The following is a 17,533-nucleotide window of genomic DNA, read 5'->3' on the forward strand; positions in this document are numbered from 1 at the left end:
ACTGGGTTGATAGGCCAGATGTGGAAGACCGGTAACGGTTGAAGCTGACTGGTACTAATAGGCCGAGGGCTTGTCCTCAGTTGCTCGCGTCCACTGTGTTAGTTCTGAAGTAACGAACGGCTGTGTTGTTGTCCGGTGTTCGATATTTTCATAGTGTTTCGGTGGTCATTGCGTGAGGGAAACGCCCGGTTACATTCCGAACCCGGAAGCTAAGCCTCACAGCGCCGATGGTACTGCAGGGGGGACCCTGTGGGAGAGTAGGACGCTGCCGAACAATTGTTGTGGGAATGCCCTGTGCCTTTAGGTACAGGGCATTCCTGCGTTCAAGGCCAATTTACGAGTGCCTTTGCGGTGTGGGCGGTCCGCATCTCTGCCGACTGCCCACACCGCTCCGTCTCAGAGGCGGCCCGCGGCCTTCAGGGCGAGATACGCGTCGGCGAGAGCCGGAGCCAGTTTGTCCGGGGTGGCGTCCACGACGGTGACGCCATAACGCTGCAACTGTTCCGCCGTACGGCGGCGCTGGACCTGTGCCTGTGTGCCGGCGGCAGCCTCGTAGACCGCGTCCACTGTGCCCCGGCCCGCGCTCATCTTCTCGATGTGGGGATCGGCGACCGAGGCGACCACGACCGTATGCCGTTGAGTGAGCTGGGAGAGGACCGGCAGGAGCCCTTCCTCAATGGGCGCTGTGTCGAGGCTCGTGATCAGCACGATCAGCGAACGACGCGGTGCGCTCCTCAGCACGGCCGAGCTGAGCCCGCGAGCGTCCGTTTCCACGAGCTCGGGCTCAAGCGGTGTCAGCGCGTTCACGACTGCGGGCAGCACATCTCCTGCGGAGCGGCCCTGCACCTGCGCACGCGTTCGGCGGTCATAGGCAAGGAGGCCCACGCGGTCGCCCGCGCGTGAGGCGAGCGCGGTGAGGAGAAGCGTGGCGTCCATGGCCGCATCGAGGCGAGGTACGTCGCCCACCCGGCCGGCCGAGGTGCGGCCGGTGTCGAGCACGACGAGGATGTGCCGGTCGCGCTCGGGCCGCCAGGTCCGTACAGCGACCGTCTGCCGCCGTGCGGTCGCCCGCCAGTCGATGGACCGGGTGTCGTCCCCGGGCACATAGGCGCGGAGGCTGTCGAACTCGGTGCCCTCGCCGCGTGTGAGCACACTGGTACGACCGTCCAGCTCCCGCAGCCGAGCGAGTCTGGACGGCAGGTGTTTGCGGCTCGTGAAGGGCGGCAGCACGCGGACGGTCCACGGAACCTCATGGTTGCCCTGGCGGGATATCAGGCCCATCGGCCCGAACGAGCGAACAGTGACGAGTTCCGCGTGCCGGTCGCCGCGGCGCGTGGGGCGGAGAAACGTGGTGAGCCGTCGGCGTTCACCCGGCGGGACCGTCAGCGTGTGGCGGGACGCGGACTGTTCGGAACCGGCGAGCCAGCTACTCGGTGGCCACGCGTCGCGAAGATGTGCGCGAAGACGGCGGCCCGATGGGTTGGTGACGGTGAGATGGACCTCTGCGCCTTCGCCGAGTCGAACTGACGTATCACCACTTCGGGTGAATCGGAGCGTTCGCACTGGTGCGGCGAGGGCGTAGTCGCACAGAATTGCTATCGAGAGCGGTGCGTTGACGGCGAGGATGCCCGCCCAGCTAGGTGCCAGGACGCCGACGGGGAGAGAGCCGAGGGCGGCGAGGAGAGCGGTTCGTCCGGTGAGGGCCACGGTTCACCGTCTCATCGGGGGACGGGGACATGGGCGAGGATCGCGGTGATGACGGAGTCGGCGGTGACTCCCTCCATTTCGGCCTCGGGCCGGAGCTGGACGCGATGACGGAGCGTGGGAAGGGCCAGGGCCTTCACATCGTCCGGGATGACATAGTCACGGCCGGTGAGCCAGGCCCAGGCGCGTGCGGTGGAGAGCAGGGCGGTGGCGCCTCGTGGGGAGACGCCCAGTGCGAGTGAGGGGGATTCACGAGTGGCACGGCAGATATCGACGATGTAGCCCGCTATCTCGGGCGAGACAGCGGTCTTGGCCACCGCGGCGCGAGCCGCGTCCAGGTCGGCGGGCCCGGCGACGGGTCGCACCCCTGCGGCTTGGAGGTCACGCGGATTGAAGCCTTCCGCGTGGCGGTTCAGGACGTTGATCTCGTCATCGCGGGTGGGGAGCGGGACGGTCAGTTTGAGGAGGAAGCGGTCGAGCTGGGCCTCGGGGAGAGGGTAGGTGCCTTCGTATTCGACCGGGTTCTGGGTGGCCGCGACCAAGAATGGATCGGGCAGTGAGCGCGGCGTGCCATCTACCGTGACCTGGCGTTCTTCCATCGCTTCCAGAAGTGCCGACTGGGTCTTGGGCGGCGTGCGGTTGATCTCGTCTGCGATCAGCAGATTGGTGAAAACAGGACCGGGCTGAAAGGAGAACTCTGCGGTTCGGGCGTCGTAGACAAGGGACCCGGTGATGTCGCCCGGCATCAGATCAGGAGTGAACTGGACACGCTTCGTGTCGAGTTCGAGGGACGCGGCGAGTGCCCGGACGAGAAGGGTCTTCGCGACGCCGGGGACTCCTTCCAGGAGGACATGGCCGCGGCAGAGAAGAGCGACGACAAGCCCGGTGACGGCGGGGTCCTGGCCGACCACCGCCTTCGCGATCTCGGTGCGCAGGGCCTCCAGGGAAGCGCGGGCGCTGTCCGAGCTCTCAGCGGTCTCTGTGGTCGGGGCACTCATGAGGTGCGTACCTCTCTTTCGAGGGCGTCGAGTTGGTCCGCCAGGCGGAGGAGAGCGGTGTCGCCGGCCGGGGCCGGGCCGAAGAGCAGAGTACGGAGGTCGAGAGTGGTGTCCGGGAGCCGGGCCGATACGGCGGAGACCAGGGCTTCCGGGGAGTGGGCGTCGGCAGCGGAGACGCCCAGGAGGGGAGCGAGGCGGTCGCGGGTCGCCGAGCGCAGGACCGCGGCGGCGCGATCCCTGGCGTTCGCCCTGCGGTAGAGGCGTGCGCGGCCCTCCGTGGACTCCGAGGCCCGGATGGCGACGGGGAGTTGTTCGGCCACGAGCGGGCCCAGCCTGCGGGCACGCCAGGCGGCGGCCAGCACCGCGGCGAGGAAGAGCTGGAAGGTGCCCCAGAGCCAGCCGGAAGGGATCAGATCCAGGAAGCCGCTGCCGCTGTCGTCGCCGCTGCCTCCGGAGGCAGCGGCATCACCGAGTGAAGGGAGGTACCAGACGAGATGGGGCCGGGATCCGAGGAGTTGCAGGGCGAGCGACGCGTTGCCCCGTTTGTCGAGGCGGTCGTTGTAGAGGAGATCAGGAGAGCCGAGCAGCACCGTGTCACCGGCGTCTGTGTCCGTGTCCGTGTCCGTGCCGGTATTGGTGCCGGCGATTCTGAGCAGGGTCGGCAGACCGTCACTCATGTAGCAGCCGTCGGCGTCGGGCGAGGTGGTGAGATAGCGCTCACCGCCGATGTCGACCGTGCCCGCGCGGCCGGCGGCGGGCAGCGAACAGCCGGGAGCACGGGCGGAGACCGGTGCCGGGGTGTTCGTACGCACGCCGGGGGCCAGGAGATCGACGGAGGGCGGTCCGGCGCCGAGCAGCACGGTGCGTCCTCCGGTGGCCGCCGTCGCGTCGCGCAGGGACCGCTGTTGGTCGCGGGTCAGCAGGTCGGGGTTGGTGACCAGCAGCGTGGTGTCCGGGCCGGTGGTGGCCGTGGCCTCGGTCAGCGTGGTCGCGACATCGATGGAGACCCCGCTGTCCTTGAGCAGTTCGGCGGTGGCGCGGCTGCCGAAACGGTCGGCGGAGCGCGGGTCGAGCCGGCCGTGCTGGTCGCCGGAGCGCAGAGCGGCCATCGCGGTTCCCGCTGCCAGAAGAATCACGAGCGCGAGGAGGAGTCCGCGGCCACGGGTCCAGATCTGACGGACGCCTGGGGAGACCGAGGTGGAGCTGGTCGTGGCGTTCACTCGGCCGTTCCTCCGGCCGTGGCGCTGAGCCGCGACCTCGCCTGTTCCAGGTCGAGGTCGAGTGCGCGCAGACGGAGATATGTCTGCTGGTCGGTGGTGCGGCCTCCGTATGTGACGTCGTCGAACTCCCTGGCGGCCGTGCGAAGCCGGTCCGCCTGGGCGGGAAGCTGGCGCCCGGCTTCGGAGGCGGCCTCGTCCGCGGTGCGGCCCGGGCGCGGGACGAGCAGGACCCGTTTCTCCAGGGAGCGGACGATGGCACGCATCCGCTCCTGGACGGCTTCGTTCCAGCGGCCGGCGGCCGCGTGTGTTTCGGCGGTGGCGCGGTGTTCCGCGGCGCTCTGGGGTCCGTCGTCGAACAGCGAGCCGCCCGCGCTGCCGGGTACGCGGCGAGGGGTCCCGAGACGCCAGAAGAGCGCGGCGAAAAGGGCCATGACGATCAGTGCGATGACGACAAGACCGAGTGGACCGCCCGGGGCGGCGCCGGAAAGGGAGTCGAAGACCTTGCCGATCCACTCCCAGAAGCTGTCGAGTGCGCGTTGGAGGAGATTCGGGTCGTTCTCGTGGTACATCGGCTTGGACAGCTCCCGCTCCGCCGCCTCACGGGCGGGGAGACGGGGAGTGTCCACCGGTACGTCGTCGCTTGCGCCGAGCATCAGCCGTGCTGTTGTCACGCCCCCCGTGATGAACACCGCGTCAGTCCCTGGAGGCGTCGGGGCCCGACCGGTCGGAGCCGTAGCCGGGAACACCGGCGGCCCGTGCCAGTTCGAGGTCGAGGGCCTCGCGACGGATGCGCTGGTCCACATAGAGGAGGACGGTCACCCCGGCGGAGATCGGGTAGGTGAGCGCGGAAGCGATCACCGTGCCGATGCCGGTGATGATCAGCGAGGGCCATCCGAAGTCCGGGCCGGTGTTCGAGATCAGGCCGCTGAGGCCGTCACTGTCGACCGCTGCGGCGACGATGGCGAACGGCACCGCGATGACCATGGAGACCAGGAAGGTCAGCAGCATCGTCAGGGCCAGCACGCCGAAGGTGCGCCACCAGGCGCCGTTCACGAGCTTGGCGGAGCGGCGGATGGACGCCAGCACACCCTGCCGTTCCAGCATGAGGGCCGGCGAGGCCAGGCTGAAGCGGACCATCAGCCAGACGATGACGACGAATGCCGCGAGCCCGCCGAGCAGGGAGAGCGCGACTCCCGCGGCGGACCCCAGCACAAGGCCGGGGACGATGCCGACGGCCATGACGGCGGCGCTCATCAGCGGCAGCAGCAAGGTCAGGCCCAGAAGCTGGGGGAGGCGGGGCCGGGCCTCGGCCCAGGCCTCCGAGAGAGTGACGGTGCGTCCCAGCACGGAGCGGCTGACGACCACGGTGAGTACCGCTGTGGTGAAGAGGGTGCCGATCAGTGTGATGGCCAGCGACGGCGCCAGGCCCAGAAGGCTCGACTGGGCCGCGTCCCCGGCCTGCCGCAGGGCCTCCGACGGGCTCGCGTTGGGATCGGCCTCCACCGGCTCGGGAAGGAGATAGCGCTGGACGAGTATGTCGCCGATCTGCGAGACCACGGCGACGGCGATGGTGACGCCCAGCACCGTGCGCCAGTGGGCGCGCAGGGTGGACACCGCTCCGTCGAGGATCTCCAGTCCACCGAGAGGACGGAGCGGGATCACCCCGGGCTTGGCCGCGGGCGGACGGCCCCAGCCTCCGCCCTGTCCACCGCCGCCCTGGGCGGGACCACCACCGCCCCAGCCCGGTGCGGGCCTGGGCGTGGCGGGGCCCGCGCCAGGAGCGCTGGGCGGCGACCACTGTCCGGGCGGCGGCTGGGCGCTGGACCACTTGGAAGGAGAGCCGGTGTCGTCGGCTGGTTCGGCGGGCCTGGGCACGGTGGCGTCCTGGCCGTCGGACGGGGCGGATCCGGGCGAGGCCCAGCCCGGAGTGTCGTTCACGGTCGTCCACCTCGTGGATTGGTTGGGGATCCGGCTCGGCGAGCCGGCGCTTCAGCGGCGCCTGTCCGCGAAGCAGAGCGGCGGTCCGGCAGCCATCGTGCCACGGGTGGCGTCCTGGTGGACCGGGGACCGTATGCCCTTGTCGCGGTCGTGCTCACCTTCTTTGTCGGTGGCGCAGCGGGCAGACTGGGCGGATGGCTGATCAGTACGCACAAAACGCGGTCGGCGCAGAGCCGTCCATGCTCCCGTCACTTCGCTGGGACGAGCCTCCGGAGGGGCCCGTACTGGTGCTTCTCGACCAGACGCGCCTTCCGGTGGAGGAAGCCGAGCTGGTCTGCACGGATGTGCCCGCTCTGGTGGGGGCGATCCGGACGCTGGCGGTGCGTGGGGCGCCGCTGCTGGGTCTCGCGGGCGCCTACGGCGTGGCCCTGGCCGCGGTGCGGGGCTATGACGTGGAGGATGCGGCGGAGCAGCTCGCACAGGCGAGGCCCACCGCGGTGAACCTCGGGTACGGGGTGCGGCGGGCACGTGACGCGTACCGCTCCGCGGTCGACAAGGGAGCGGATCTGGAGCAGGCGGCCGCCGCGGCGCTCGCCGAAGCCAGAGAGCTGCACCGGGAGGATGCCGAGGCCAGCACGCGGATGGCGGCGATGGGGCTCGCGCTCCTGGACGAACTGCTGCCGGGTGGCGGGCACCGGATCTTGACGCACTGCAATACCGGAGCACTCGTCTCGGGTGGCGAGGGCACGGCGTTCGCCGTGGCGTTGTCGGCCCACAGGGCCGGCCGGCTGCGGCGCCTGTGGGTGGACGAGACACGTCCGCTCCTGCAGGGCGCCCGGCTGACGGCGTATGAGGCGGCCCGCAGTGGGATGGCGTACACATTGCTCACGGACAACGCGGCCGGCTCCCTCTTCGCGGCGGGAGAGGTGGACGCCGTCCTGATCGGGGCGGACCGGATCGCCGCCGACGGCTCGGTGGCGAACAAGGTCGGAAGCTATCCGCTTGCCGTGCTGGCCAAGTACCACCATGTGCCGTTCGTCGTGGTCGCCCCCACCACGACGATCGATCTCGAATGCCCGGACGGTGCGTCGATCGAGGTGGAGCAGCGGCCCGGTCAGGAGGTGACGGAGTTCACGGCGCCGCGGTCGGCGGTTGCGGGAGTGGACGGTGGCGGCGGGATACTGGTGGCGCCGCTGGGAACGCAGGCGTACAACCCGGCCTTCGACATCACGCCTCCGGAACTGGTGACGGCCATCGTCACCGAGAACGGCGCGCTGTCTCCGGTCACCGGGGACGGAATCGCGGAGCTGTGTGCCAGGACACGCCAGGCAACGACAGCCCGTGGGACGACGTCGAGCTGAGCGACGGACGCGGCCACTGTCTGCGCTGACACGTGGAAGAGGGGCCGTGTGACGCCGCTGGGTCGAGGCCGGCTCTGCCGGGTCTCGTCCTGTTCCTCCTCGCCGCCGTCGGCCTCACGTAGGTGGCAGCCGTTCTGTCCGGCCCCGCAGACGATGAGACCGACTCGGAGGGAGACCGTGAGCACGACCCGAAGCACGATGAAGAGTTGGGCGTCCACCGCTCTCGATGTCATCGCGGATGTGTCGGTCGGCTACGCGGGAGGAGCAGCGCCGAGCTGAGCCCAGCGGTGTGCTCGCGTGCGCCGCCAGGGGCCGAACCGGGGCCATAGGGCTTCGACAAGGTCGAGAGCCGTCCAACTGACCTGCGGACGATGGGTCTCTGAGGTCCTGTCAGGAGAACGGCGACCGGCGGGTGCGTTTCGCTACGAGGGCACACGGAGCGGTGTGCCCCGGTCCGGATGCCTCTGAGGACATCGGGAGGGCCGATCTCCGTCGTGCCGATCCCGGAGTCCACCACCGGGCCGTCCAGGACAGGACCCGGCGGACGGGCCGGGTCTCAGAGTCCGGAAGTGCCCGCTGCTCCACTACGGTGTGGGAGCGACGGGAGGCGGGACGGGGACGGGACGGCGCTGTGACAGCCGGCCGGGGCCCGGATCGATGGTGACGGGTTGGACATCAGTGGTTGACATCAACGGCAGCGGACGACAGCGGTCAGTGACGGGCATCGGCACATCGCCGCCGGTCGGTGAGCTGGGTCACGCATGTCTACTCAACGGAAATGAAAATGGGATGATGTCGGTATGAAGGGACGCGTCCTTGTCGTCGATGACGACACCGCACTGGCCGAGATGCTCGGCATTGTGCTGCGTGGTGAAGGGTTCGAGCCGTCGTTCGTAGCTGACGGTGACAAGGCGCTTGCCGCCTTCCGTGAGGCGAAGCCGGATCTGGTGCTGCTGGATCTCATGCTGCCCGGCCGGGACGGCATCGAGGTGTGCAGGCTCATCAGGGCTGAGTCCGGAGTGCCCATCGTCATGCTCACGGCCAAGAGCGACACGGTTGATGTGGTGGTCGGGCTGGAATCCGGGGCCGACGACTACATCGTCAAGCCGTTCAAGCCCAAGGAGCTGGTGGCCCGGATCAGGGCGCGGCTGCGGCGGTCGGAGGAGCCTGCGCCTGAGCAACTGGCCATAGGCGATCTGGTCATCGACGTGGCGGGTCACTCGGTGAAGCGGGACGGGCAGTCGATCGCCCTGACGCCGCTGGAGTTCGACCTGCTGGTCGCGCTGGCCCGTAAGCCGTGGCAGGTGTTCACCCGTGAGGTGCTCCTGGAGCAGGTCTGGGGCTACCGCCACGCGGCGGACACCCGGCTGGTCAATGTCCATGTTCAGCGGCTGCGCTCCAAGGTCGAGAAGGACCCCGAGCGGCCGGAGATCGTGGTGACCGTCCGGGGTGTCGGCTACAAGGCGGGACCGAGCTGAGATGGCCGGTGGCAGCGCTGCTCCGAAACCCGGGGAGCCGGGAGTCCGTGCGGAGCGGGCTGCCGGGCCGGGCCATGCGTTCTGGAGGTTCGGCCGGCTGTTCCGGGGCGACCGGCTGCTCCAGGACGGTTCGCCGGGCGGACCGGTGCTGCGGCTCCTGGTGCGCTGGGTGAGGCGTCCGCTGCTGCCGGCCGTCCGGCTGTGGCGGCGGAACATCCAGCTCAGGGTTGTCGCCGGCACGCTGCTGATGTCGCTCGGAGTGGTGCTGCTGCTCGGCTTCGTCGTCATCGGCCAGGTGCGCAACGGTCTGCTCGAAGCCAAGGAGAAGGCGGCTCAGAGCCAGGCGGCGGGCGGCTTCACCGTCGCGAAGGAGAAGGCCGACGCGACGGCGGCGCCCGGCGGCCGGGAGGACGACGGCGCGAGCGGCAGGCCGGGCAGGAACTCCGTCAACTGGCGGTCCGACCTCGTCGAACAGCTCGCCAGCGGCGGTCCCGGTGCCTTCAATGTGGTGGCGCTGAGTCCCGACTCGGAGGACGCCGCCTCCACCAGCCGTGCTCCCCGGGTCTCGGGCGGAGTCGACCTGGCCAGCGTTCCCGCCGATCTGCGGTCCGCGCTCGCGCAGGGCACCGGGCCCTTCGAGACATACGCCCAGATCACCTACACCGGTGCCACGGACGACCGGGAGTCGGAGCCGGGGCTGATCGTCGGCAAGCGGCTGAATGACGTCGACGGCAACGCGTACGAGCTCTACTACCTCTTCCCGCTGACCCAGGAGGAGCAGTCGCTCAACCTGGTCAAGGGGACTCTCGCCACGGCCGGGCTCTTTGTGGTCGTTCTGCTCGGAGCCATCGCCTGGCTGGTGGTGCGCCAGGTCGTCACGCCCGTGCGGATGGCCGCGGGGATTGCCGAGCGGCTCTCCACCGGACGCCTTCAGGAGCGGATGAAGGTCACCGGTGAGGACGACATCGCCCGCCTCGGTGAGGCATTCAACAAGATGGCGCAGAATCTGCAGCTCAAGATCCAGCAGTTGGAGGAGCTCTCCAGGATGCAGCGGCGCTTCGTCTCGGACGTGTCGCACGAGCTGCGCACCCCGCTGACGACCGTACGGATGGCCGCCGACGTCATCCATGAGGCGCGCGGTGACTTCGATCCTGTGACGGCGCGCTCTGCCGAACTGCTCGGGGACCAGCTCGACCGCTTCGAGTCGCTTCTTTCCGACCTGCTGGAAATCAGCCGGTTCGACGCGGGCGCGGCGGCGCTGGAGGCCGAGCCGATAGATCTCCGTGAGGTCGTACGCCGGGTCATCGGCGGCGCCGAACCGCTGGCCGAGCGCAAGGGCAGCCGGATCCGTGTCCTCGGGGACGAACAGCCCGTCGTCGCGGAGGCCGATGCCCGCCGGGTCGAGCGGGTGCTGCGCAATCTGGTCGTCAATGCCGTCGAACACGGCGAGGGCAGGGATGTCGTCGTCCGGATGGGTGTGGCGGGCGGGGCTGTCGCGGTCGCCGTGCGGGACTACGGCGTGGGCCTCAAGCCCGGAGAGGCCACGCGGGTCTTCAACCGTTTCTGGCGCGCCGATCCGGCTCGGGCCCGCACCACGGGAGGCACCGGACTCGGCCTGTCGATCGCCGTCGAGGACGCGCGGCTGCACGGCGGCTGGCTGCAGGCGTGGGGTGAGCCCGGAGGCGGCTCGCAGTTCAGGCTGACGCTGCCGCGCACGGCGGACGAGGCGTTGCGCGGCTCGCCCATACCGCTGGAGCCCGAGGACTCCCGGCGCAACCGCGAGCGGGCCGGCGCCCAGGAGCTCAAGGAGAGCGCGCACCGGCTGGCGAGCGTGCCGGTCCAGTCGCGGGTGGACCGGTCGGCGCTGCCGGTGCCTTCCCTGCTGCCTGTGCCGCCCCGTACGACGGCCGCGGTCGACCCGGCGGCGCTGCCGGGCAGCGGGGCCCGCGTGGTGGCGTATCCGCCGGGCGAGCGTCCCGTGGAGGACGAGTCCGATGACTCCGCACTACAGGTTCCGCCGGAGCGGGAGGACACGATTCGTGGGCGCTGACCGCAGTCGGTACGGCCGGAGAAGCGCGGTGAGGGTTCCGGTCGTGCTCGGGACGCTCGCTTTGCTGCTGGCGGGATGCGCGTCGATCCCGGACAGTGGTGATGTGGAGCCGGTGAAGGCGTCGGCGCCCGGCGAGTCGCAGGTACGGGTGTATGCCGTGCCGCCCAGGGACAAGGCGGAGCCCGACGAGATCGTGGACGGCTTCCTTGAGGCCATGACCAGCGACGATCCCGACTTCACGATGGCCAGGAAGTATCTGACGAAGCAGGCGGCGCGGAACTGGCAGCCGGAGGCCGGTACGACCGTGCTGCGCGCCGCGCCCGACCCGGCGGGGCCCAAGGAGCCGTCCGGCACCGACAGCACCAGCCTGACGTATCCGCTGTACGGCGACCGGATCGCGGACGTGGATTCCTCGCATGCCTATGAGTGGCTCGCGCCGACCAAGTACAACGGCCGTATCCGGCTGGTACGGCAGAACAGCGGCGGCTCGGAAGGCAAGGAATGGCGCATAGACAGCCTGCCGCAGGGCCTGGTGCTCGGTGAGTCGGATTTCCAGCGCAACTACCGGCCCGTAAATAAGTACTACTTCGCCTCCGGTGAGAACTGGCTGGTCGCGGATCCTGTGTACATCCGCCAGCGAATAGATCCGACGACCCGGATGGACCCGGTCACACAGGCGGTCAAGGTGCTGCTCGACGGGCCGACGAGCTGGTTGAAGCCGGTGGTCGACTCGCCTTTCCCCGCCGGTACGGCTCTTCAGAAGGGCACGACGTCGCTGGAGTTCGACGACCGGAACGCGCTGAAGGTGCCGCTGAACGACAAGGCGTCCAAGGCGGGACGTCCGCAGTGCCGGAGGATGGCGGCGCAGTTGCTCTTCACACTGCGGGGTCTGACGGCCACGCCGGTCGGTCAGGTCGAGCTGCTGGCGGACGGTTCCTCGCTCTGTGTGCTGAGTGGTGACCAGGCCGAGGAGTTCGCGCCCGACCGCACCACGGGCCGTCCCGACAATCCTTACTTCGTCGATGACAAGGGACGGCTGTCGCTGCTGGATGCCTCCGGTGACGGAGCCGTCGACCGGACGCGTGTCATCGGACCGTTCGGCGACGGCGGTGTGAAGCTCGGCGCGGTCGCGGTGGCCCGTGACGAGAAACACGCGGCGGGAGTCACGGACGACGCCCGCGCACTGTATGTGTCGTCCATCCTCTCGGACAGTGAGCTGGGCGACGAGCTCCTGTCGAGTCACGGCGGCCGGCCCGAGGACAGGCTGTCCGCGCCGAGCTGGGACGGACGTGGTGATCTGTGGGTCGCCGACCGCGATCCCGCGAAGGCGCGCCTGCTGTGGTTCGAGGAAGGCGCGGGCACTCCGCGGGAGGTTCCGGTCGAGGGGCTCGGCAGCGCGCGTATCGAGGCGCTGCGGGTGTCGGCGGACGGAGTGCGGATCGCGCTGCTGCTGACGGAGAAGGGGCGGACCACCTTGCAGATCGGACGGGTGGAGCGGCATGGCCCGGCGTCCGATCCGACGGTGTCCGTGGTGCAACTTCGGTCGGCGGCTCCGCAGATGGAGACGGTGACCGCGGTGTCGTGGGCCGGGCCGAGCCGGCTGGTGGTGGTCGGCAAGGAAAAGGGCGGTGTGCAGCAGGTGCGCTATCTGCAGACCGACGGCTCGACCTCGGCGGCCGGTGTGCTGCCCGGCCTGAACCAGGTGACGGGTATCGCGGCGGCGGACGACGACCGGCAGCCGCTGGTGGCTGATTCCGAGGACGCCGGGATCGTACGGCTGCCCACCGGAGCGAACTGGCAGACCCTGGTGAAGGTGGGCTCGTCGCCCGTCTATCCCGGCTGACGGATACGCGCCCCGCCCGGATCGCTTCGGCGACGTACCGGGATCACTCCGGATCACTCCGGTGGCCGGTGCCCGGCCGTGCCGGGCGTCGCGGAGCGGGCGTGACTTCTGAAACACGCCCGAGTTGTCCACAGGGGTGGCCGGGCGCCCCGGACGTTGGCACAGTGTGTCCCATGCGGGGGTGGTGGCGGGAGATCACCGGCCTGGTGCTGCCGGTCGCCTGTGGCGGCTGCGGCAGTCCCAGGACGCCTTTGTGCGAGGACTGCGGGCGGGCGCTGTACGGGACGTGGCCGTGCCGGGTGCGGCCGGCGCCCGAGCCGGTGGGGCTGCCGGCGGTCCATGCCGCGGCGCCGTACGAGGACGCCGTACGGGCGGTGCTGCTGGCGCACAAGGAGCGTGGCGCGCTCGGCCTGGCGGGGCCGCTGGGCCGGGCCCTGGCCGGAGCGGTACGGGCCGCAGCGCCGCCGGGCACGGGCGTGGGCCCGCTGCTGCTGGTGCCGGTGCCGTCCACGCGGCGCGCGGTCGCGGCGCGCGGACATGACGCCGGCCGCAGGATCGCGCTGGCCGCCGCCGCGGAACTGCGTCGTACGGGCCGGTCCTGCCGGGTGCTGCCGCTGTTGCGGCAGCGGCGCGCGGTGGCGGATCAGTCGGGACTGGGCGCCCGCCAGAGGCAGGCGAATCTGACCGGGGCGCTGGAGGTGCCGGTCGGCGGCGCGCGGCTGCTGGAGGGCGGCCGGGTGGTGCTGGTCGACGACCTCATGACGACCGGCGCCTCGCTGGTGGAGGCGGCGCGGGCACTCCGTGCCGCCGTGGGACCGGGCATTCCCGGGTTCGTACAGATGAGCGCGGCGGTTGTCGCCGCGCCTCCTCTCTCTTTCGAAATAAACCGGAACTGACTTGGATCTTTCGGCGTTGCGGGTAAAGAGGGAAGAAAAACAGCCGAAGAGAGGTACGTGCGGGTAGCGGGTGCCGACACCGGTCCGGGGGAGCTATGTTCGGTTGTAAGGAATGGCCGAAGCCATGACTGACGGAATGAAGCGCTGTGCCTCGGCGGTTTTCGGAACCTTCGAAATTTGTGGGAGTGAGGACCTTGTCGACGGGGGAGGAGAGGTGAAAGTCGCCAAGTCCGAGGCTCCTGTGACTACTGGGGTCTGGTGCAACAGGGAGTAACTCCGCAGCGAGGCGGAGTGATCCGGGAACGGAGTTCTGCGTGGACATCGTCGTCAAGGGCCGCAAGACAGAGGTGCCCGAGCGGTTCCGCAAGCACGTGGCCGAGAAGCTGAAGCTGGACAAGATCCAGAAGCTCGACGGCAAGGTGATCAGCCTCGACGTCGAGGTGTCCAAGGAGCCCAACCCTCGACAGGCCGACCGGTGCGACCGGGTGGAGATCACGCTCCACTCCCGTGGCCCCGTGATCCGCGCGGAGGCGGCCGCGGCCGATCCGTACGCGGCACTCGACCTGGCCACCGGCAAGTTGGAGGCGCGGCTGCGCAAGCAGCACGAGAAGCGTTACAACAGGCGTGGCCTCGGGCGTCTGTCGGCGTCCGAGGTACCCGACGCCGTTCCTGGTGTGGCCCAGTTGAACGCGAACGGCGAGACCGCGGCGGAGGAAGCCGCCGCCGCCGTCCCCACTACGATGATCGGCTCGCTGGAGGTGCAGGGCGAGGGACCGCTGGTGGTCCGGGAGAAGAACCATGTCGCCGCACCGATGACCCTCGACCAGGCGCTCTACGAGATGGAACTGGTCGGGCACGACTTCTATCTGTTCATCGACTCCGACACGAAGGAAGCCAGCGTCGTCTACCGGCGCCACGCCTACGACTACGGCGTGATCCACCTCAGGACGGATCCACTGGCCGGTTCGGAAGCGGGCGGCGCCGGCGGCGCCCTCGGCGGCTGATCACAGGCCGGTACACGGCCGGGACGGCTGAGAGCCGTGCTTCGGTGGTGCCCCTGAGCGCCCTCCGCGCCCTCGGGGGCACCACTGTGCGAGCGCAAGGATCACCGCTCCGGCGCCCGGCATGAAATCATGGCGTCGCAAGCCAACAGGTGGTCTGCGAACTGCGGTTGGCCGGCTCTGATGACCTCGGGCCATGGCCTTCAGGGGGAGGAACGATGGCGGACAGCTTCGGGCCGGTGCAGAACCGGAACGATGCCGACGACCGGGTCGGCGGCTCCGGACCCGATGCCGACGCGGAACGGAACGGCTCCGGCAAGGAGCCGATCCGGGTCCTTGTGGTGGACGATCACGCGCTCTTCCGCAGAGGTCTGGAGATCGTCCTCGCCCAGGAGGAGGACATCCAGGTCGTCGGTGAGGCCGGCGACGGAGCGGAGGCCGTCGACAAGGCCGCCGATCTGCTGCCGGACATCGTGCTGATGGATGTCCGGATGCCCAAGCGCGGCGGTATCGAAGCCTGCACCTCCATCAAGGAGGTGGCCCCGAGTGCCAAGATCATCATGCTGACGATCAGCGATGAGGAGGCCGATCTCTACGACGCGATCAAGGCGGGCGCGACGGGCTATCTCCTCAAGGAGATTTCCACCGACGAGGTCGCCACCGCCATTCGCGCGGTGGCCGACGGCCAGTCACAGATCAGCCCGTCCATGGCATCGAAGCTGCTGACCGAGTTCAAGTCGATGATTCAGCGCACCGACGAGCGCAGACTTGTTCCGGCGCCGCGCCTGACGGACCGTGAGCTGGAAGTCCTCAAACTGGTCGCCACGGGAATGAACAACCGCGATATCGCGAAGGAGTTGTTCATCTCGGAGAACACCGTGAAGAACCATGTACGCAACATCCTGGAGAAGCTGCAACTGCACTCCAGGATGGAGGCCGTGGTCTATGCGATGCGGGAGAAGATTCTCGAAATCCGCTGACGGCCCGGCAGTTCCTCGCCTTCGGCGGTCGCCGCCGGGCCTCGGTGTCCGGCTCTCGGCCTCCGGTCCCGCTCTTCGGCAGGAGTCGCGGCCCCGGCGCGCCCGCTCAGACGGCGGCCAGCGCCGCCGTCAGCGGACCGCGCAGCTCCGGTGCGTCGACCCGCTCCACCCGGACGTCGGAGCAGCCGACCCACTCCGCCGCTTCCCAGAGCGCCTTGGCCATGGGAAGTACGGCCTTCGGAGTGTCCAGCGACACCTGCTTGGCCACCAGGGTCTTGCCCTCGCGCGCCGGATCGACCCGCCCCAGCAGCCTGCCGCCGGAGAGCAGCGGCATCGCGAAGTAGCCGTACACCCGCTTCGGCTTCGGCACATAGGCCTCCAGACGGTGAGTGAAGCCGAAGATCCGCTCGGTGCGGGCCCGCTCCCAGACGAGGGAGTCGAACGGCGACAGCAGCGTCGTACGGTGCCGTCCGCGCGGCTCCGTCGCCAGTGCCTCCGGATCGGCCCAGGCGGGCTTTCCCCATCCCGCGACCGTCACCGGGACCAGTCCCGAGTCCGCGATCACGGCGTCGACCTGCTCGCCCTTGAGGCGGTGGTAGTCGGCGATATCGGCGCGCGTGCCGACGCCGAGGGACTGGCCCGCGAGCCGTACGAGCCGGCGCAGGCACTCCGTGTCGTCCAGGTCGTCGTGGAGGAGATCGTCCGGAACGGCCCGCTCCGCGAGGTCGTAGACCCGCTTCCAGCTCCGCCGCCCGGTGCACACGACCTCGCCGTACATCAGCGCGCGCTCGACGGCGACCTTCGCCTCGGACCAGTCCCACCACGGGCCGCCGTTCTTGGCGCCGCCCAGTTCCGTCGCGGTCAGCGGGCCCTCCGTACGGAGCTGCCGGAGCACCGCGTCGTACGCGCCGGCCGGCAGAGCGTGGTACCACTTCGGGTGCGCGCGGTAGGCGCGGCGGCGGAAGGCGAAGTGCGGCCACTCCTCGATGGGCAGGACACAGGCCGCGTGGGACCAGTATTCGAAGGCGTGCGGCCGGGCCTGCGCCGCGCCGTCCGGCGCCGGGGTCCAGTAGGCGTCCTCGACGGTCTTGCGCCCGACGGCGCCCAGTCGCGCGTACGGGATCAGCTCGTGCGACCGGGCCAGCACCGAGATCGTGTCGAGCTGTACGGCGCCGAGATGGCGCAGCACGCCCCGGACGCCACCGCGCCGGTCCGGGGCGCCGAGGAATCCTTGAGCGCGCAGGGCTATGCGGCGGGCCTCGTCGGCGGACAGCTCTGCGGTGGCGGGCGGCACAGTCGTCATGGACCGCACGATAGACCGCGGCACCGACAACCGGTCCGGCGGATCAGCCCCGTGCGGGCAGATACGGGTGGGCGCCCGGCAGCCCGAGATCGGACGGCAGCAGCCCGCCGATCCAGCAGTCGCGGAGGGTGCCCTTGTTGAGCAGCCCTCCGCGCAGGACGCCCTCCACCACCGCGCCGGCCTTCTCCGCGACCGCGCGTGAGGCGGTGTTGCCGACCTCGGCACGCCACTCCAGCCGTACCGCGTCCAGTGCCGTGAAGGCGAAGTGCGCCAGCGCCGTCATGGCCTCGGCCATATAGCCGCGGCCCCGGTGCTCCTTGGCGGTCCAGAAGCCGACCTCCCAGGTGCCCGAGCGAGGATGGTGCAGGCTGATGGCGGCGACCACCGGGCCGCCGTCGCGCGGCTGCACGGCGAAGGTGTACTCCGTGTCGTTCCGCCAGCCGTCGGGGACCAGCCGTCCGGTGAAGTCCTCCGCGTGCCGGCGTTCGTACGGCGACGGGATCGTCGTCCAGCGCTGGATGTCGGGATCCTGGCAGACGGCGTACACGAGATCGGTGTCGTCCGCCGTGAAGGCGCGCAGCCGCAGGCGCTCCGTCGTGAGAGTGAGAGGTTCCATGGACGGATTCTGCTGAGCGGAAGCCGGGCGACACGAATGCTTTTCGCACCTCACCGGCACCTTCCGCGCGGTCCGCGCGTTCTCTTTCCGGGTGACGGCAGGCCTGCGTGACGGCGGCCCTCCCGGCGCGGGCGGGTCCTCGCTT

At 69.8% G+C, this 17,533-nt stretch carries 14 protein-coding genes and 2 rRNA genes; 9 read left to right on the plus strand and 7 right to left on the minus strand.

From position 1 onward, the window contains the following. Both PV679_RS00005 and rrf read left to right on the plus strand, forming a co-directional pair. Positions 1–78, plus strand: a 23S ribosomal RNA gene (locus tag PV679_RS00005); the annotation flags it as partial. A 79-nt stretch (positions 79–157) separates the two neighbouring features. Continuing rightward, positions 158–274: ribosomal RNA gene (gene rrf, locus PV679_RS00010) — 5S ribosomal RNA — on the plus strand. Between the two features lie 122 nt (positions 275–396). On the opposite strand, the gene PV679_RS00015 is transcribed toward rrf, so the two are convergent. Genes PV679_RS00015 through PV679_RS00035 form a run of 5 tightly spaced genes read right to left on the minus strand, consistent with a single transcriptional unit; the run spans position 397 to position 5,860 of the window. After that, positions 397–1,707: a DUF58 domain-containing protein gene (locus PV679_RS00015; RefSeq protein ID WP_319678064.1), complete on the minus strand. Its 1,311-nt coding sequence runs from the start codon at positions 1,705–1,707 to the stop codon at positions 397–399. 11 nt (positions 1,708–1,718) lie between these two features. Then, entirely contained in the window at positions 1,719–2,702 is a 984-nt protein-coding gene (locus PV679_RS00020) for a MoxR family ATPase (RefSeq protein ID WP_319678065.1), read from the minus strand. After that, positions 2,699–3,922 carry a DUF4350 domain-containing protein gene (locus PV679_RS00025; RefSeq protein ID WP_319678066.1) on the minus strand — a complete coding sequence of 408 codons (1,224 nt, stop codon included), beginning with the start codon at positions 3,920–3,922 and terminating at the stop codon, positions 2,699–2,701. Before PV679_RS00025 ends, PV679_RS00020 begins: the two co-directional genes overlap by 4 nt. Further along, positions 3,919–4,611 carry a DUF4129 domain-containing protein gene (locus PV679_RS00030; protein ID WP_319678067.1) on the minus strand — a complete coding sequence of 231 codons (693 nt, stop codon included), beginning with the start codon at positions 4,609–4,611 and terminating at the stop codon, positions 3,919–3,921. Before PV679_RS00030 ends, PV679_RS00025 begins: the two co-directional genes overlap by 4 nt. A gap of 4 nt (positions 4,612–4,615) precedes the next feature. Further along, positions 4,616–5,860, minus strand: coding sequence for a glycerophosphoryl diester phosphodiesterase membrane domain-containing protein (locus tag PV679_RS00035; RefSeq protein ID WP_319678068.1), 1,245 nt, complete (start codon positions 5,858–5,860; stop codon positions 4,616–4,618). A gap of 194 nt (positions 5,861–6,054) precedes the next feature. Here PV679_RS00035 and mtnA point away from each other — a divergent pair, with 194 nt between their 5' ends. The 7 genes from mtnA (at position 6,055) to PV679_RS00070 (ending at position 15,469) form a co-directional block, all read left to right on the plus strand. Then, on the plus strand, positions 6,055–7,221 hold the full coding sequence (mtnA, locus tag PV679_RS00040; protein ID WP_319678069.1) for an S-methyl-5-thioribose-1-phosphate isomerase: 1,167 nt from the start codon (positions 6,055–6,057) through the stop codon (positions 7,219–7,221). 800 nt (positions 7,222–8,021) lie between these two features. Beyond that, positions 8,022–8,699 carry a two-component system response regulator MtrA gene (mtrA, locus tag PV679_RS00045; RefSeq protein WP_009333493.1) on the plus strand — a complete coding sequence of 226 codons (678 nt, stop codon included), beginning with the start codon at positions 8,022–8,024 and terminating at the stop codon, positions 8,697–8,699. Position 8,700: 1 nt separating this feature from the next. Then, a complete protein-coding gene (gene mtrB, locus PV679_RS00050) occupies positions 8,701–10,749 on the plus strand; it encodes an MtrAB system histidine kinase MtrB (protein WP_319678070.1) in 2,049 nt (682 codons plus the stop codon). Then, positions 10,739–12,592 (plus strand): LpqB family beta-propeller domain-containing protein, encoded by a 1,854-nt coding sequence (locus PV679_RS00055; protein ID WP_319678071.1) that lies wholly within the window; start codon positions 10,739–10,741, stop codon positions 12,590–12,592. The genes mtrB and PV679_RS00055 overlap by 11 nt, the downstream gene beginning before the upstream one ends. A gap of 173 nt (positions 12,593–12,765) precedes the next feature. Next, positions 12,766–13,488, plus strand: coding sequence for a phosphoribosyltransferase family protein (locus PV679_RS00060; protein WP_319678072.1), 723 nt, complete (start codon positions 12,766–12,768; stop codon positions 13,486–13,488). A 314-nt stretch (positions 13,489–13,802) separates the two neighbouring features. Continuing rightward, positions 13,803–14,492 (plus strand): ribosome hibernation-promoting factor, HPF/YfiA family, encoded by a 690-nt coding sequence (gene hpf, locus PV679_RS00065; RefSeq protein WP_319678073.1) that lies wholly within the window; start codon positions 13,803–13,805, stop codon positions 14,490–14,492. A 215-nt stretch (positions 14,493–14,707) separates the two neighbouring features. Then, on the plus strand, positions 14,708–15,469 hold the full coding sequence (locus tag PV679_RS00070; RefSeq protein ID WP_319678074.1) for a response regulator transcription factor: 762 nt from the start codon (positions 14,708–14,710) through the stop codon (positions 15,467–15,469). 106 nt (positions 15,470–15,575) lie between these two features. On the opposite strand, the gene PV679_RS00075 is transcribed toward PV679_RS00070, so the two are convergent. Both PV679_RS00075 and PV679_RS00080 read right to left on the minus strand, forming a co-directional pair. After that, positions 15,576–16,772 (minus strand): winged helix-turn-helix domain-containing protein, encoded by a 1,197-nt coding sequence (locus PV679_RS00075; protein WP_319678075.1) that lies wholly within the window; start codon positions 16,770–16,772, stop codon positions 15,576–15,578. 43 nt (positions 16,773–16,815) lie between these two features. Further along, positions 16,816–17,388, minus strand: coding sequence for a GNAT family N-acetyltransferase (locus PV679_RS00080; protein WP_319678076.1), 573 nt, complete (start codon positions 17,386–17,388; stop codon positions 16,816–16,818). Positions 17,389–17,533 lie beyond the last annotated feature (145 nt).

The organism is Streptomyces sp. AK02-01A, assembly GCF_033795305.1.
Taxonomy (GTDB): Bacteria; Actinomycetota; Actinomycetes; order Streptomycetales; family Streptomycetaceae; genus Streptomyces.

Excerpts from the sequence above, each read along its gene's own strand:
- PV679_RS00020 (WP_319678065.1), bottom strand. The coding sequence starts at position 2,702 with ATGAGTGCCCCGACCACAGAGACCGCTGAGAGCTCGGACAGCGCCCGC.
- mtnA (WP_319678069.1), top strand. The coding sequence starts at position 6,055 with ATGGCTGATCAGTACGCACAAAACGCGGTCGGCGCAGAGCCGTCCATG.
- mtrA (WP_009333493.1), top strand. The coding sequence starts at position 8,022 with ATGAAGGGACGCGTCCTTGTCGTCGATGACGACACCGCACTGGCCGAG.
- mtrB (WP_319678070.1), top strand. The coding sequence starts at position 8,701 with ATGGCCGGTGGCAGCGCTGCTCCGAAACCCGGGGAGCCGGGAGTCCGT.
- PV679_RS00060 (WP_319678072.1), top strand. The coding sequence starts at position 12,766 with ATGCGGGGGTGGTGGCGGGAGATCACCGGCCTGGTGCTGCCGGTCGCC.
- PV679_RS00070 (WP_319678074.1), top strand. The coding sequence starts at position 14,708 with ATGGCGGACAGCTTCGGGCCGGTGCAGAACCGGAACGATGCCGACGAC.
- PV679_RS00075 (WP_319678075.1), bottom strand. The coding sequence starts at position 16,772 with ATGACGACTGTGCCGCCCGCCACCGCAGAGCTGTCCGCCGACGAGGCC.
- PV679_RS00080 (WP_319678076.1), bottom strand. The coding sequence starts at position 17,388 with ATGGAACCTCTCACTCTCACGACGGAGCGCCTGCGGCTGCGCGCCTTC.